At 66.9% G+C, this 14,757-nt stretch carries 12 protein-coding genes; 6 read left to right on the top strand and 6 right to left on the bottom strand.

Features of this window, described 5'->3' with window-relative positions:
• Both AC3WTC_RS06710 and AC3WTC_RS06705 read right to left on the bottom strand, forming a co-directional pair.
• On the bottom strand, window positions 1-1,200 hold the full coding sequence (locus AC3WTC_RS06710) for a lipase family protein (protein ID WP_492711137.1): 1,200 nt from the start codon (window positions 1,198-1,200) through the stop codon (window positions 1-3).
• Window positions 1,201-1,353: 153 nt separating this feature from the next.
• The gene (locus tag AC3WTC_RS06705) at window positions 1,354-2,238 is read right to left on the bottom strand and encodes an outer membrane protein assembly factor BamD (protein ID WP_025874301.1); all 885 of its coding nucleotides are present in this window, start codon (window positions 2,236-2,238) and stop codon (window positions 1,354-1,356) included.
• A 113-nt stretch (window positions 2,239-2,351) separates the two neighbouring features.
• On the opposite strand from AC3WTC_RS06705, the gene rluD reads away from it, so the two are divergent.
• The 3 genes from rluD to AC3WTC_RS06690 are packed head-to-tail and all read left to right on the top strand — an operon-like array spanning window position 2,352 to window position 4,533.
• Window positions 2,352-3,341 carry a 23S rRNA pseudouridine(1911/1915/1917) synthase RluD gene (gene rluD, locus AC3WTC_RS06700; protein WP_492711134.1) on the top strand — a complete coding sequence of 330 codons (990 nt, stop codon included), beginning with the start codon at window positions 2,352-2,354 and terminating at the stop codon, window positions 3,339-3,341.
• A complete protein-coding gene (gene pgeF / locus AC3WTC_RS06695) occupies window positions 3,341-4,108 on the top strand; it encodes a peptidoglycan editing factor PgeF (RefSeq protein ID WP_032975162.1) in 768 nt (255 codons plus the stop codon). Before rluD ends, pgeF begins: the two co-directional genes overlap by 1 nt.
• Window positions 4,108-4,533: a thiol-disulfide oxidoreductase DCC family protein gene (locus AC3WTC_RS06690; RefSeq protein WP_492711132.1), complete on the top strand. Its 426-nt coding sequence runs from the start codon at window positions 4,108-4,110 to the stop codon at window positions 4,531-4,533. The genes pgeF and AC3WTC_RS06690 overlap by 1 nt, the downstream gene beginning before the upstream one ends.
• A 71-nt stretch (window positions 4,534-4,604) precedes the next feature.
• Here AC3WTC_RS06690 and otsA read toward each other — a convergent pair whose 3' ends face one another.
• The 4 genes from otsA to AC3WTC_RS06670 form a co-directional block, all read right to left on the bottom strand.
• The gene (gene otsA / locus AC3WTC_RS06685; protein ID WP_492711130.1) at window positions 4,605-5,969 is read right to left on the bottom strand and encodes an alpha,alpha-trehalose-phosphate synthase (UDP-forming); all 1,365 of its coding nucleotides are present in this window, start codon (window positions 5,967-5,969) and stop codon (window positions 4,605-4,607) included.
• The gene (locus tag AC3WTC_RS06680; RefSeq protein ID WP_080150638.1) at window positions 5,966-7,747 is read right to left on the bottom strand and encodes a glycoside hydrolase family 15 protein; all 1,782 of its coding nucleotides are present in this window, start codon (window positions 7,745-7,747) and stop codon (window positions 5,966-5,968) included. The genes otsA and AC3WTC_RS06680 overlap by 4 nt, the downstream gene beginning before the upstream one ends.
• A gap of 38 nt (window positions 7,748-7,785) precedes the next feature.
• Window positions 7,786-8,544, bottom strand: coding sequence for a trehalose-phosphatase (gene otsB, locus AC3WTC_RS06675; RefSeq protein ID WP_492711128.1), 759 nt, complete (start codon window positions 8,542-8,544; stop codon window positions 7,786-7,788).
• A 166-nt stretch (window positions 8,545-8,710) separates the two neighbouring features.
• Window positions 8,711-11,143, bottom strand: a complete 2,433-nt coding sequence (locus tag AC3WTC_RS06670) for a TonB-dependent receptor plug domain-containing protein (RefSeq protein ID WP_492711127.1) — start codon at window positions 11,141-11,143, stop codon at window positions 8,711-8,713.
• Window positions 11,144-11,382: 239 nt separating this feature from the next.
• On the opposite strand from AC3WTC_RS06670, the gene AC3WTC_RS06665 reads away from it, so the two are divergent.
• The 3 genes from AC3WTC_RS06665 (at window position 11,383) to AC3WTC_RS06655 (ending at window position 14,584) form a co-directional block, all read left to right on the top strand.
• A complete protein-coding gene (locus AC3WTC_RS06665) occupies window positions 11,383-11,859 on the top strand; it encodes a DUF3574 domain-containing protein (RefSeq protein ID WP_025874309.1) in 477 nt (158 codons plus the stop codon).
• Window positions 11,860-11,895: 36 nt separating this feature from the next.
• The gene (locus AC3WTC_RS06660) at window positions 11,896-12,756 is read left to right on the top strand and encodes an SH3 domain-containing protein (protein WP_492711125.1); all 861 of its coding nucleotides are present in this window, start codon (window positions 11,896-11,898) and stop codon (window positions 12,754-12,756) included.
• A gap of 109 nt (window positions 12,757-12,865) precedes the next feature.
• Window positions 12,866-14,584 carry a thiamine pyrophosphate-dependent enzyme gene (locus tag AC3WTC_RS06655; protein ID WP_025874311.1) on the top strand — a complete coding sequence of 573 codons (1,719 nt, stop codon included), beginning with the start codon at window positions 12,866-12,868 and terminating at the stop codon, window positions 14,582-14,584.
• Window positions 14,585-14,757 lie beyond the last annotated feature (173 nt).

Genomic DNA, 14,757 nt, shown 5'->3' with positions numbered 1-14,757 from the left:
CTACCGGGCTTCGTTGAGCAGCTGCTCCAGGCCGGCGGTTTCGGCGGCCTCGTCAAATTGGCTGTGCCCCAGCCGCGCACGCACGAATGCCAGGCCATCGGCCGCCGCTGCGTCCAGCGTGCCGCGATGGTCGACCGGGTATCGGCGGAATGCCACCGGTTCGCCGCGTAGGGCCAGACCGACGGCATACAGCAGGGTGGTGAGATAGGACACGTCGCGATCCTGGCTGCCGTGGCCCAGCATCAACGGTTGGCTGAAGCCCCGCCGTGGCACGCCCAGATAGTCATGCAGCAGCGCCCAGATGCCCGGCACCGAGGTCAACGGTGCGCTGAACATTTCTCCCGTGTTCGCACCTTCCAGGGTGGCCGCCAGCGGGCCCAGGCACTGCTGGCGCGCCAGCGCGACCCGTGCATGGCCTTCATCGCTGAGCACGCGTGCGATACGCGGCTCCACCTGCAGCAGGCCATCGAGCAGGTAGGCGTGATAGGCATTGAGCGCGCCCGGATTCGGCGTGCGGCTGTCAGGCTTCATCACCAGCGCGGTCAGTTCGACGGCCGTGGGTGTGCCGGTGGTGAAGCTGCCGCGGTACTGCAGCGAGGGTCCATAGGACGGTGCCAGATGGCCGGCAGTGAGTGCGGCAGCGCCGCCCTGCGAATGGCCCACCGATACCCAACGCGGTGACAGCGTGGCATTGCCGAGGAAATGGCGGCTGGCCTTGATGAGGTCGATGGCGTTGCGCGCGGAGGTGCGCACGTGCAGGTAGGCGTGATCACCCGGGCCGCCCAGGCCTTGGTAGTCGGCGGCGAGAACGGCATAGCCCTGTGCCAGGAACTGGTCGAGGAAGCGGCCATCGCGCTCGGGCTGATAGGGGCCGGATACCGAAGGCGCGCAGTGGTCGGCGATGCCCTGGGTGCCGTGGGCCCAGGATACGACCGGCCAGCCACCTGCCGGCGCAGGCCCGGCGGGCAGGTAGACCAGCCCGGTCGCCTCGGCCAGGCGTCCGTGATGATCGGGGGTGCGGTAGGCCAGCTTGTAGGCCTGCGCGGCCTTGGAGGGCACCCAGCTGGCGCGGTAGGGCGCGGCCGAGAGCAGGTCACCCGGCTCCGCCGCCAGCGCGACAAGGGGACTGGCGGCCAGCGCAAGCAGGGCGGTGACCAGCAGGGTCGGGCGCGGTCGGAACCGCAGGGACGATGAGGACATGTGGCGCTCCATGCAGGCCGGGATGGCCTTTGCGCCGCATTCTGGGAGCTGTCCTGCGCGCCGACTGCGATGGAAGTCGCAGTGATCGCCGGTTCGTAGCATTCCTAGCGGTGACGCCAGGCAAAAAAAAGGCCCCGTGCGGGGCCTCTTTTCTTACTTCTTTTCCATTCGCGCGTTGCGCTGGCCGGTGGCGGCGGACTTCTCGCCGGCAAACGGGTTCAGCTTGCGGATCATCCACGGGTACTTCGGCCACTTGCCTTCCAGCCACGGGTGATCCGGCTGGTTCAACTGCAGGACGCGGCGTGCGTCGTCAGCCAGGGTCTTGTTGCCCAGGTGGGTGTAGGACTCGGCCAGCACCGCCACGGCATCGTTCTGGAATGCGCTCTGCGGGTAGTTTTCCAGCAGGTAGTTGGCGCGGCCGGCAGCCGAGACCCAGGCGCCGCGACGCACGTAGTACAGGGCATTGTCGAGCTCATGCTGGGCGAATACGTCACGCAGCACCAGCATCCGCTGGCGCGCATCGGCGGCGTAGCGGCTGTTGGGGTAGCGGTCGACCACGATGTTGAAGTCTGAATACGCCTGATGCGGCGTGGACAGATCGCGGCGGCTTGCGTCCAGTGACCATACGCGACGCAGGAAAACCGTATTGCGGTTGGAGTTGGCCAGGCCGCGCAGGTAGTACAGGTACGCGATGTTGCGGTGCGTCGGGTAGGTACGGATGAAGCGGTCGATGCTGGACACCGCGTCATCGTGCTTGCCGGCCTTGTACTGGGCATAGGCCGATTCGATCATCGCCTGCTCGGTGTACGGGCCGTAGGGATACTGTGCCACCAGGCGACGGAAGCTGGCTTCAGCGCCGCTCCAGTTGCCGCCTTGCATCAGCTTGTGGCTCTTTTCGTAGAGCTGTTCGACCGGGGTGCCTTCATCAGGGCGATCGCCCTTGGTGCCGCGGTTGCAGCCAGTGGCGACGATGACCAGCACCAGCAGGAGGGCGGTCAGGCGGACGGGCGCGGAGAGCAGGACGGAGCGTCGGATCATGGGGTCAATGCGGGACGCGGCTGGAATACGAAGGGTCGATGATAGCCTAGTGTCCTGTCCAGCGACTGAAACCGGCTCGCCGGGACCCCAAAATTTCAAAGATGCCCCCTGCCATGTCTGAACAACCCTCCGAATCGGCCCGCCAGGCCGTTGTCCCCGACACCTCCGCCGGCCGCCGTTTCGACGCGGTCGTGGCCGAGCTGTTCCCCGAATACTCCCGCTCCCGCCTGACCGAGTGGATCAAGGCCGGCGACGTCCTGCTGGACGGCGCGCAGGCACGCCCGCGCGACGCGCTGCGCGGCGGCGAGGTGGTCACCCTGCAGGTAGTGCTGGAAACCCAGACCAGCGCCGAGCCGGAAGACATCCCGCTGGACGTGCTGTTCGAGGACGAGCACCTGCTGGTGATCAACAAGCCGGTCGGCCTGGTCGTGCACCCCGGTGCCGGCAACCACAGCGGTACTCTGGTCAATGCGCTGCTGTACCGCGACCCGTCGGTGGCGGTGCTGCCGCGCGCGGGCATCGTGCATCGCCTGGACAAGGACACCAGCGGCGTGATGGTCGTGGCCCGCACGCTGGAAGCGCAGACCGCACTGGTCGAGCAGCTGGCTGCCCGTGACGTGCACCGCCAGTACCTGGCCGTGGTGATGGGCGCGCTGGTGGCCGGTGGTACCGCAGATGCGCCGATCGACCGCCACCCGCGCGACCGCCTGAAGATGGGCGTGCGCGAGGATGGCAAGGAAGCGGTGACCCATTACCGCCTGCGCGAGCGCTTCCGTGCGCATACCGCGCTGGAATGCCGCCTGGAAACCGGGCGTACCCACCAGATCCGCGTGCACATGGCGCACCTGCGCCACCCGATCGTGGGCGATCAGCTGTACGGCGGTGCGCTGAAGCTGCCCAAGGGTGCCAGCGACGAGCTGGTGGCCGCGCTGCGCGGCTTCAAGCGCCAGGCCCTGCATGCAGAGACCCTGGAGTTCGTGCATCCGATCAGCGGTGAGCCGGTGCGCAACACGGCGCAGGCGCCGGCCGACATGCTGCACCTGATGAAGGTGCTGCGCGAAGACAGCGCGGCCTTCGCCGAGCGTGAGCGGGACCGCTGGTAATGACTACCGCGCTGCCGCTGCTGCAGGCTGATTGGCCGGCGCCCCCGGGCGTGCATGCACTGACCACGCGCCGGCATGGCGCGGGTATCTCGCCAGCGCCGTTCGCCCAGTTCAACCTGGGCAACCGGCATGCGGCCGACGGTGACACCCCAGCCAACGTCGAGCACAACCGGCAGCTGCTGCAGCAGGGCTTGGCACTGCCATCGGCGCCGCATTGGCTGCGCCAGGTGCACAGCAGCACCGTGCTGCGTTTCGGCGCGCCGCCGGTGGAGGGCGCCAGCGAACCGGTGGCCGATGCCGCGGTGACGTCGGTACCCGGCGTGGTGCTGGCGATCCTCACCGCGGACTGCCTGCCGGTGGTGTTCGCCGCCGTCGATGGCAGCGAGGTGGGCGCCGCCCATGCCGGTTGGCGTGGCCTGGCCGACGGCATGCTGGAGGCCACCGTGGCCGCCATGCAGACGCCGCCGGCACAGCTGCGCGCGTGGCTGGGCCCCGCAGCGGGACCGGCCGACTACGAGATCGGCGAAGAGGTGTACCACGCCTTCGTCGGCCACGACGCGGCCGCTGCGGCGGCCTTCGTGGCGACCCGCCCCGGTCACTGGAAAGTGGATCTGTTCGCGCTGGCGCGACAGCGCCTGCAGGCCGCGGGCATGGAGCTGGGCAACATCCACGGCGGCACGGTCTCGACCATGGCCGATGCGGATCTGTACTCGCACCGTCGCGACCGCCGCACTGGCCGGATGGCGACGCTGGTGTGGATGGACTGATGCGCGGGGATCGCGCTGCGGGTGTAGAGCCTGGCGGCGTGATCGTCTTCGATGGCGTCTGCGCGTTGTGCAGTCGCTGGGTGCGTTTCCTGCTGCGGTTCGACCGGCAGGAACGCTTTCGCTTCGCGGCGATGCAGGGCGCGCAGGGCAGCGCGATGTTGCGCGCGCATGGCCTGGACGCGCACGACCCGACCTCGTTCCTGCTGTTGGACGGACAGGGCGCGTGGACCGATACCGATGCGATCCTGCGCGTGCTGGCGGCACTGGGTTGTGGCTGGCGCCTGGCGGCCGTACTGCGCGTGCTGCCACGCCGCTGGCGCGACGGGGCCTACCGCGTATTGGCACGCAACCGCTATCGCTGGTTCGGGCGCCATGACACCTGCTTCCTGCCGACGCCGGCACAGGCCGCGCGCTTCCTCGATTAAGCGCCGCCGGGCGTGGCCCGGCGCTACCCCGTGCCCGGATCAATGTAGCGCCGGGCCATGCCCGTGGGCGGTCAACCTTCCAAGGCTTCGAGGTAGCTGCGGCGCCAGTGGTTGATGTCGTAGGTGCGCAGGTGTTCCATCATCGCGTGCCAACGTTCCTTGCGCCGGTGCAGCGACATCGTCGCCGCAGTGGCGATGGCATCGGCCACGCCGTCCAGATCGTGCGGGTTGACCAGCAGCGCCTGCTTCATTTCATCGGCGGCGCCGGCCAGCAGGGACAGCACCAGCACGCCGGGATCTTCCGGGTCCTGCGAGGCAACGTATTCCTTGGCGACCAGGTTCATGCCATCGCGCAGCGGGGTCACCAGGCCGACAGCGGCGGCACGGTAGAAGCCGGTCAGCGTGGCGTGGGTGAAGTTCTGGTTGACGTAGCGCAGCGGTGTCCAATCCGGCTCGGCATGGCCACCATTGATGTGGCCGGCGATCTGCTCCAGCTGGCTGCGCAGTTGCCGGTATTCGGTGACATCGCCGCGCGAGACCGGTGCGATCTGCAGGTACGTGAGCGAGCCGCGCTGGTCGGGATGGCGCTGCAGGTAGCGTTCGAAGCCGAGGAACCGTTCGGGCAGGCCCTTGGAATAGTCCAGGCGATCCACGCCGATGGCGAGATGGCGGTCGCGCAGGCTGCTGCGCAGGTTCTTCACGGCCGCCTTGCTGGCTGCGGTGCTGGCCTGGCGGGCGATCAGCTCGGTGTCGATGCCGATGGGGAATGCCGCGGCTCGGAAGTGACGTCCGCCGGGCGCTTCGAGCTTGCCGTTTTCGAGTACCCGGCCACCGCCGAACAGGCGCAGGTAGGTCTGGAAGCGATCGGCATCGCGCTGGGTCTGGAAGCCGACCAGATCATAGGCATACAGCGCCGAGAACAGCCGCAGATGATCGGGCATGGCCTGCAGCAGGTCGGCCGAGGGCATCGGGATGTGCAGGAAGAAGCCGATGCGGCAGCCGATGCCGCGCTCGCGCAGCATCGCGCCGAGCGGAATCAGGTGATAGTCGTGGATCCAGACGATGTCGTCTTCGCGCAGCAGCGGCGCCAGCTTGTCGGCGAACAGTGCATTGACCCTGTGGTAGGTCTCGCGGGTGCCGCGGTCGTAGTCGACCAGGTCCAGGCGGAAGTGCAGCAGTGGCCACAGCGTGCGATTGGCGAAGCCGTTGTAGTAACCGTCCACATCGCGCTTGGCCAGGTCCATGGTGACGTACTGGATGTCACCATCGCGCTGCTCGTGCAGCGCGCCACTGGCCTCGCGCACGCTCTTGCCACTCCAGCCGAACCACAATCCGCCGCGTTCCTTCAGCGCCGCCAGCAGGCCCACGGCGAGGCCGCCGGCACGGTTCTCGCCGGGCACAGCCACGCGGTTGGATACGATGACAAGACGGCTCATGAGGCCTCCTGCCAGGAACGCGACAGGCGCATGGCCGCAGTGATCAGGCCAACATGCGAGTAGGTCTGCGGGAAGTTGCCCCAGGCTTCACCACCGTCGAAGGCAAGGTCTTCCGACAGCAGGCCAAGATGGTTGCGTTGCTGCAACAGTGATTCGAACATGTCGCGCGCCTCATCCATGCGGCCGATGGCGGCGAGCGCATCGATGTACCAGAACGTGCAGATGGTAAAGCTGGTTTCCGGCTCGCCGAAATCATCCGGCGCGATGTAACGGTACAGCGCGTTGCCGTGCTTGAGGTCGCGGCCGATGGCCTCGACGGTGGCGACGAAGCGTGCGTCGTTGGCGTCGATGAAGCCGATGTCGGCCAGCAGCAGCAGCGAGGCATCCAGGCGATGGCCATCGAAGGTATCGGTGAAGTGGCCGAGCTCCTCGCTCCAGGCTTTTTCCATGATGCGTGCGTGGATGGTATCGGCACGCTCGCGCCAGTACTGTGCACGGTCATCACGCTTCAGGCGCACGGCGATCTTGCACAGGCGATCGCACGCCGCCCAGCACATCGCGCTGGTGTAGGTATGCACTTCGGTGCGGCCGCGGAATTCCCACAGGCCGGCATCAGGCACGTCGTGCAGTGCGAACGCCTGTTCACCCAGCGGCTCGAGCCGGGCAAAGGTGTGGCTGTCACCCGGATCCTGCAGGCGACGGTCGAAGAACAGCTGGGTGGAGGCCAGCACCACGCTGCCGTATACATCGTGCTGGCGCTGTACCCAGGCCAGGTTGCCGCGCCGCACCGGGCCCATGCCGCGGTAGCCGGACAGGCTGGGCACTTCGTCCTCGTCCAGCTTGGCTTCGAAGCCGATGCCGTACAGCGGCTGCAGGGTGCCGTCGGTGGTGGCCAGGTTGAAGATGTAGCCGAGGAACTGCTCCATCGTGCGGGTGGCGCCCAGACGGTTCAGCGCGCGCACCACGAAGGCGGCATCGCGCAGCCAGCAGTAGCGGTAGTCCCAGTTGCGCACGCTGCCGGGCGCTTCGGGAATCGAGGTGGTCATCGCCGCGATGATCGCGCCGCTGTCCTCGTACTGGCAGAGTTTGAGGGTGATCGCACTGCGGATCACCGCGTCCTGCCATTCCAGCGGGATGGACAGGTAGCGCACCCATTCGCGCCAGTAGTCGCGGGTGCGCTGGAAGGCTTCCTGCACGTAGCCGCTGATGGAGCGGTTGAGCGATTCATCCACGCCCAGGATCAGGTGGATGGGATGGTTGAGCACGAACGGCAGGCCATCACGCACGAAGCGCACAGGAACGTCGGTGGTCAGGCGCAGCACATGCTCGGGCAGGATCCAGCGCACGTGGTTGCTGCCCCAGGTGGACTCGGGCACGCGCGCGCCCCAGTCGGCCAGTGGTCGTGCGCGGATCACGATGCGCGGGCTGCCTGACAACGGGCGCACCTGGCGGATGAGGCTGACCGGCCGGTAAAAACGGTCGTTCTGGCGCCAGCGCGGGGCGAAATCGAGGATTTCCAGCGCGCCGCCATGCGCATCGCGCAGCACGGTGCGCAGGATCGCGGTATTGGTGAGGTATTCCTGTTCGCTGCCGGCGAAGTCCTCCAGCTCGATGGCGAAGTCGCCGCCGGTCTGCTGGTTGGGGCTGAGCAGGGCACAGAAGGTCGGGTCGCCGTCGAAGGTCGGCAGGCAACTCCAGACAACACGGGCGTGCTTGTCGATAAGGGCGCCGAAGCTGCCGTTGCCGACCACGCCCAGATCAAGATCGGGTTGGGTCATCACGCGGTACATCTCGGTTGCGGCCGTGGGGGCCGGGGTCAATACGCATTCTCACGCAGCCAGGCGTGCACGCTGCGTATGTCGGGCAGCGCGAACACCGCTGCACTGGGTTCACGTTCGCCGATCAACACGCTCCAGCCATGCAGGCCATTGGCCGCATCGAAGCCGAATTCATCGGTCAGGTCATCGCCGAGGAACACCGGCAGACGACCACGGAACGGCAGGTACTGCATCAGCCGACGTACGGCTCTGCCTTTGTTGGTAGCCACCGGGACGAATTCGACGACATGGTCGCCCGGCTGCAGGCGATAGCTTGCACGGCCGCGAACGTGGCGGTCGGCGAAGGCGCGCACATCGTTGGCTGCATGCGGTGCGCCACGCCAGTGCAGGGCCAGGCCTACGCCCTTGTTCTCGACCAGTACGCCGGGGTGGCCATGGGCGAAACGCATGGCTTGTTGATGAAGCGCATGCAGCCAGTCGGCGGTGTCGTCAGCATGCTCATCGCGTATCACGTGCCCGTCCTGCGCACGCAGTTCGTGGCCATGCAGGCCCGCAGCGGGAAGCTTGAGCGGCGCGAACAACTGGTCCAGCTGTTCAAGCGGGCGACCACTGACCAGTGCCACGGCACCTTCCAGGCGATCGCTGATGCGGCCGATGGCTTCACGCACATCGGGGAGAAGCTGCACGGCGTCGGGGCGTGCAGCGAATTCGATCAGGGTGCCATCCACATCGAGGAACAACGCGCAGGCGTCGTCCAGCAATGGAGGTGGCGGACGCAGGGGGAGCCGTTCAGCCATGGCGACCACCATGCCAGCGGCGGCGTGTACGCGGGGTCGAGGTCAGGCTACGGCTGGTGCGGACCAACGGTCCGCACCCACCCGGTGGGTGCCGGCGCACCCACCCACAGCGATCCATCGCGTCCCGGTGGGTGCCGACCGTTGGTCGGCACGTTGTTCGCAGCAATCAGAACGTGTAGCGCACGCGACCGTAGTAGTAGGCACCGTTGCTGCCGATCGGCGACAGCACGTCGTAGGGCAGGTTGCCGAAGTAGTGGATGTCCTCGTTGGAGCGATCCGGGTAGTTGTCAGTCAGGTTCTGCCCACCGATGGCCACGCTCCATTGCGGGGTGATGCGGTATTCCACTTCCGCATCCAGCTGCCACTCGGCCTGGTAGGTCTGGCGCGGAATGTAGCCATCACCGAAGTTGAATACGCGGGTCGCGCTGCCGTAGCGGTTCACCCGGCTGCTCAGCGACCAGCGGTCGTTGTTCCAAGCGGCTGAGAAACTGCCACGGGTGCGCGGGGTGGCGTCGGTCAGCGTATTGGTCTCTTCGATGCCGAACAGCACGTAGTCCGGGTCCAGCGCCTGCAGCTGCGCCGGTGTGGCCAGCACGTTCTTCAGCGTGGTCTTGGTGTAGGCGTAGGTGCCGGTCAACAGCAGCTGGCCATCGCCCAGCGACTGCCGCCAGTTGCTCACCAGCTCGGCGCCGCGGGTGCGCGTGTCCGCGGCGTTGACGAAGAAGCTGGCGCTCTGCAGGCCGCCGACGCCGTAGTTGGTGGCCACGTAATCGGTCAGTGCATCGCCGGTGATGCTCTCGGACAGTGCGATGCGGTCGTCGATGTCGATCTGGAAGAAGTCCAGCGACAGGTCGAAGTGCTCGCCGATGCGGCTGGTGAAGCCGAGCGAGGTGTTCAGCGACTTCTCCGGCTTCAGGTCCTGCGCACCCAGGCCACGGGCGATGGGGTTGTTGACCGAGAGCAGGCGGCCCTGCACCAGCTGGCCGCCGGCGTTGTAACCGGTGGAGGTGGATTCGTAGCCGATCTGCGCCAGCGACGGTGCGCGGAAATTGTTGGAGATCGCGCCGCGCAGGGCGAATGCCGGGGTGAACTCGTAGCGCAGTCCGAGCTTGCCGGTCAGTTCGCCGCCGAAGTCATCGCTGTGCTCGTAGCGCGCGGCCAGGTCGGTGGAGAATTTTTCGCCGAACTGGCTGGACAGGCTGGCGTAGGCGCTGGCCACATCGCGTGACAGGGTCGCCGCGTCCTGCGGAGTCAGGCCACCGCCTGCCTGCGAGCCGGTCGGACGATCGGTGTACGGGCCGGCGGCGTAGCTGGCCGGGTCGCCTGGACGGGTCTGGTAGCGCTCGTGGCGGGCTTCGGCGCCCAGGCCCAGGGTGTGGCTGATGCTGTCGCTCTGCGAGAACACGCGGCTCAGGTCGAAGTTGCCCACGGTCTGCGCGTACTCGTAGTCCGCGGTCTTGAAGCGGGTCGGGCTGGTCGGGCCCAGCGAGGCATTCAGCGAATCGCGCAGACGATAGGTGAAGTCGTTCTGGCCGTAATCCAGGCTGCCGTCATAACTCCATTCACCCCACTGCCCACGGATACCGGCCACTGCCTGCACATCGCGGTTCTCGCCTTCGGAGATCGGCCGGTAGCCATTGGGGTAGACCTCCTTCCAGTTGGCATCGCCATCGGGATAGCGGAAGTAGTTCGCGCCTTCGGTATCACGCTGGTTGAAGGTACCGAACGCATAGAACGTCGCGGTCTTGCCCACCGGAATCTCGGTGTTCAGCCACAGATTGATGTCCTTGCTGGCGCCATCGCCGAGCACGTAGTTGCGCTTGCCCTGCAGGGCAAGATTGGCCTCGGTCTGGTCCCACGGCGGAATCTGGTCGAAGCCGGCGCGGTTGGTGCCGTTGCGCTTCTTGTATTCCAGGCCGACGCGCAGGAAGCCGCCGTCTTCGCCCAGCGAGGTGCCGACCTTGGCACTGAGGTTGCCCGTCTGGCCGTCGGTGAGGGTGCGGCCGATCGGCTTGAGGTCGGTGTGGTTGGCGCCGTAGCTGGCTTCGATCTCGCCGCCGTCGCCGCCGTTGTCGAGGATCACGTTGATCACGCCGGCCACGGCATCGGAGCCATACAGCGCACCGGCGCCATCACGCAGTACTTCGATGCGCTTGATGGCGCTGACCGGGATTGCGTTGAAGTCGACCGGGGTGGTGCCCTTGCCGATCTTGCTGTCGGTGTTGACCAGCGCGGTGTGGTGGCGGCGCTTGCCGTTGACCAGCACCAGCACCTGGTCCGGCGACAGCCCGCGCAGCTGCGCGGCGCGCACGTGGTCGGCGCCGCCGGAGTTGGACTGGCGGGGGAAGTTGAACGAGGGCAGCAGGGCCTGCAGGGCGCTGCCCAGCTCGCCATTGACCACGCCGGCCTTGCGGATGTCCTCGGCGGTCAGCACGTCCACCGGCGACGTGGATTCAAGCACGGTGCGGTCGGCGGCGCGGGTGCCGGTGACGATCACCGTGTCCAGGTTGGTGGCGGCGTCCTGGGCCGAAGCCAGGGCGGGGGACAGGGCGAGCGCGATGGCGAGGCCGAGCGGCGACGCGGACAGGCGGGGGGACATGCGGACTCCAGCAGCAACGACGTGGGGAAGGGGGGAGAGATAGTTTCACTTACATCCATCCGGATGAAGCGATATATTATCTTGGCGTGAGGAGGCGGTGCGATGCAAGTCCCGTCTCCCATTGCATCACTTCATGCCCTGCCGGCATGAAGGCATTGGTTGCAGCCGCAACCGAGGCGCAGGTGTACCCTCCGTGCCCCTTCGTCGTGCTTTTTCCCCTTCCCGGAGTGCTGTTCCCGATGAAACACCTTGGCCTTGTCTTCGCCGTGCTGCTGGCCACCAGTGGCTGCGCCAGCCTGTCCTCCAAGGCGCCCAGCGCCTATGCCACCACCGCCGACCTGCAGGGCGACGCCGCGCGTCCGTCCAGCGGCCACGGCTGGGTGCGCAGCGAGCTTTATTTCGGCGTGGGCGAAGAGCAGGGCGCTGGTGACCGCCCGCAGGCCGACACCATCAGCGATGCGCAGTGGCGCGCGTTCCTGGACAAGGAAGTGACGCCGCGCTTCCCGGACGGCCTGACCGTGTTCGATGCCTACGGCCAGTGGCTGTTCCGTGGCGATGCCTCCCCGAACCGCCTGCGCACCAAGGTGCTGGTGGTGCTGCACGAGGACAGCCCGCAGCGCCGCGCCGACATCGAAGCGATCCGTCTGGCGTGGAAGCAGCAGACCAAACACCAGTCGGTACTGTGGTCGCGGCAGGCGGTTGACGTATCGTTCTGACCTGGACGCGCCGCCGTGGCGCTGCAGGGAATGACGATGACACCCAGGGAAGTGCTGATGACGGTGATGCTGGCCGGTCTGTTGGCGCCGGCGGCACAGGCGCAGGACGAGGACCGGGGCCTGCTGCGGTTTTCGCCGGCAGCGGGCGTGCAGGCGTCGGTAGAGGTACAGGAGGACGGCATGCTAGCCGTGCTCCTGCAGCCGGCAGGGAAGCGGCAGCGCCTGCCTGGCGCGCCGGACGCCGAGGGACATTCGCGCCTGGGCGCAGAGGACCTCGATTTCGACGGGCGTCCCGAGCTGGTTGCGCGCGCGGCGGTGGGCATGGTCAATGAGGCCGTTGCGGTCTACCGCTTCGACGTGGGCAGCGGTGAGTTCCGCGCACTGAAGGCGGTGACCCATGGACACGACCAGTGCGGTGACCTGATGGGCCTTACCGCCGACGCCGCCACGCGCACGCTGACCGCCAGCTGCCGCAGCGGGCCGATGTGGTACACCGACGTGTATCGCTTCAACGGACCGCAGCTCTATCTGTACCGCGGTGAGAGCGTGTTGATGCTGGGCGATACGCTGGACCGTGCGCTGCACTGGGAAGAGACCGAGAACCAAGGACCACTGGCGGTGTGGCGCACCTACGATCCCTCCGGCAAGGTGCTGGAAAGCGCCATCGGCGACGGGCTCGGCGCACCAGCAAGCGGTGCGCCGCTGCTGGGGCTGATGGCGAGCGTGCTGCCTGCGCGCCTGTTCCTGTTCGATCATCCCGGTGCGTCCAGCACGCAGCGCTACCTGGTGCAGGGTGATCGCGTGGAGATGCTGGATGAGCAGGATGGTTGGGTGAAGCTGCGTTATCGCAACCCGAAGCGCGGCGCGGTGACGGGTTGGATCAACGTCAACGATTGACGGCAGCCCTGCCCGGAGTTTGCACGACAAGGCGATCGGCCTCTTGCCCACGGGAGCATCACTTCATCGGGACTAGCCTCGGGGTTCCCCCTTGCAAGGCTGTAGTCCCATGAGCAAGCGCGTTGCCGAGATCGTCGTCGATACCCTGCAGCAGGCGGGCGTCCGCCGTTGTTATGGCATCGTCGGCGACACCCTGAACCATGTCACCGACGCACTGCATCGCAGTGAGATCGAGTGGGTGCATGTCCGCCATGAAGAGGTCGCGGCGTTCGCGGCCGGTGCCGATTCATTGATCAGTGGCCAGCTGACCGCCTGCGCGGGTTCGTGCGGTCCTGGCGGTCTGCACTTCATCAACGGCATCTTCGAGAGCAACCGCAACCGCGCGCCGATGGTGCTTATCGCCAGCCAGGTGGTCACCAGCGAACTGGGCATGGAGTTCCCGCAGGAAGTGGATTTCAAGGCGGTGTACGGCAGCTGCACCGTGTTCTGCGAGCAGGTGCACAGCCCGGCCCAGGCACGGCGCGTGGTGGCGCTGGCCTGCCAGGCGGCGATCAGCCGCCGCGGTGTGGCGGTGGTGATCCTGCCGGCCGACATCAGCGAAGCGGAAGTGAAGCACGATGTGCCGTTCTCGGTGCATTACACCCAGCCGGTGCTGCGCCCCTCCGAGGCCGAGCTGCAGCACATCGCCGAACTGCTGGGGCAGGGCAAGCGTATCGGCATCTATGCCGGCGCCGGTTGCCAGGGGGCACATGCGCAGCTGCTGGAACTGGCGCGGCGCCTGCAGGCACCGGTGGCGCACACATCGCGTGCGAAGGACTTCGTCGAACCGGACAACCCGTACAACATGGGCATGACCGGAGTCTTCGGCATCGAATCCGGGTTCCACACGTTGATGGAGTGCGACACGCTGCTGCTGCTCGGCGCGGATTTCGCCTGGGGCCAGTTCTATCCGGACAAGGCCACGATCATCCAGGTCGACCGCGACGGCAGCCACCTCGGTCGCCGCCATCCGGTGAACCTGGGCGTGGTCGGTGATATCGCACCGACGCTGGACGCGCTGCTGCCGATGCTGCCCCCGCGCGAAGACAGCAGTTTCCTGGACGAATGCATCGAGCACCGCGACAAGGCGCTGAAGAAGCGCGAGCAGGAGGAACAACCCGGCGAAGGCGAACTGATCCATCCGCAGCACCTGACCGCGCTGCTGTCGAAGTACGCTACCGACGATGCGCTGTTCACCGCGGATGGTGGCTCGCCGATGGTGTGGGTGCTGCGGCACATCCGGGTGAACGGCCGGCGCCGCACGCTGACCAGCCTGCTGCACGGCACGATGGCGAACGCGATGCCGCAGGCGCTGGGTCTGCAGAAGGCCTTCCCGGGGCGGCAGGTGATTTCGTTGTCCGGCGATGGTGGGTTGGCGATGTTGCTGGGCGACCTGCTGACCGCGGTGCAGGAGAATCTTCCGATCAAGGTGGTGGTGTTCAACAACGGCTCGCTGAATTTCGTCGAGCTGGAGCAGAAGGTGGAAGGGCTGCTGGACAACTACACCGACCTGAAGAATCCGGATTTCGGGCGGTTGGCCGAGGTGATCGGCTTCCATGGCCGCACGGTGACCCGCAGCGAGGACCTGGAAGAAGCGGTGCAGGATTTCCTGGCCCAGCGTGGGCCGGCGCTGCTGGATGTACACACCAGTCGCGCGGAGCTGGTGATGCCGCCGCAGATCGAGGCCAAGCAGGTGGCGGGCACGGCGTTGTATGCGGCCAAGGCAGTGCTGAGTGGTCGCATCGACGACGTGAAGCATCTGCTGGTGGACAACTTCCTGAAAAAGTGAGGGTTGGGGTCTGATGCAGGGCTGCGCCCTGCACCCGCCGAATCAACGTCAACGTCAACGTCAAAAGCGGGGTATCGGTGGGATGGCGGGGTGGGTCCGGTTGCGGGGGACGCCGTAAACCCCCAGACCGGCCCAGCCGCTGGCGGCTGTGCGTTCGGGCGCTTGCGAAGCAG

The sequence above is a fragment of the Stenotrophomonas sp. FW305-C-20-S1 genome (assembly GCF_058783335.1).
This window is presented reverse-complemented; position numbering and strand designations above follow the sequence as displayed.

Coding starts and splice junctions, on each gene's coding strand:
- AC3WTC_RS06660 (WP_492711125.1), top strand. CDS start 11,896: ATGACACCCAGGGAAGTGCTGATGACGGTGATGCTGGCCGGTCTGTTG.
- otsA (WP_492711130.1), bottom strand. CDS start 5,969: ATGAGCCGTCTTGTCATCGTATCCAACCGCGTGGCTGTGCCCGGCGAG.
- AC3WTC_RS06690 (WP_492711132.1), top strand. CDS start 4,108: ATGCGCGGGGATCGCGCTGCGGGTGTAGAGCCTGGCGGCGTGATCGTC.
- otsB (WP_492711128.1), bottom strand. CDS start 8,544: ATGGCTGAACGGCTCCCCCTGCGTCCGCCACCTCCATTGCTGGACGAC.
- AC3WTC_RS06665 (WP_025874309.1), top strand. CDS start 11,383: ATGAAACACCTTGGCCTTGTCTTCGCCGTGCTGCTGGCCACCAGTGGC.
- AC3WTC_RS06680 (WP_080150638.1), bottom strand. CDS start 7,747: ATGACCCAACCCGATCTTGATCTGGGCGTGGTCGGCAACGGCAGCTTC.
- AC3WTC_RS06710 (WP_492711137.1), bottom strand. CDS start 1,200: ATGTCCTCATCGTCCCTGCGGTTCCGACCGCGCCCGACCCTGCTGGTC.
- AC3WTC_RS06705 (WP_025874301.1), bottom strand. CDS start 2,238: ATGATCCGACGCTCCGTCCTGCTCTCCGCGCCCGTCCGCCTGACCGCC.
- AC3WTC_RS06655 (WP_025874311.1), top strand. CDS start 12,866: ATGAGCAAGCGCGTTGCCGAGATCGTCGTCGATACCCTGCAGCAGGCG.
- AC3WTC_RS06670 (WP_492711127.1), bottom strand. CDS start 11,143: ATGTCCCCCCGCCTGTCCGCGTCGCCGCTCGGCCTCGCCATCGCGCTC.
- rluD (WP_492711134.1), top strand. CDS start 2,352: ATGTCTGAACAACCCTCCGAATCGGCCCGCCAGGCCGTTGTCCCCGAC.
- pgeF (WP_032975162.1), top strand. CDS start 3,341: ATGACTACCGCGCTGCCGCTGCTGCAGGCTGATTGGCCGGCGCCCCCG.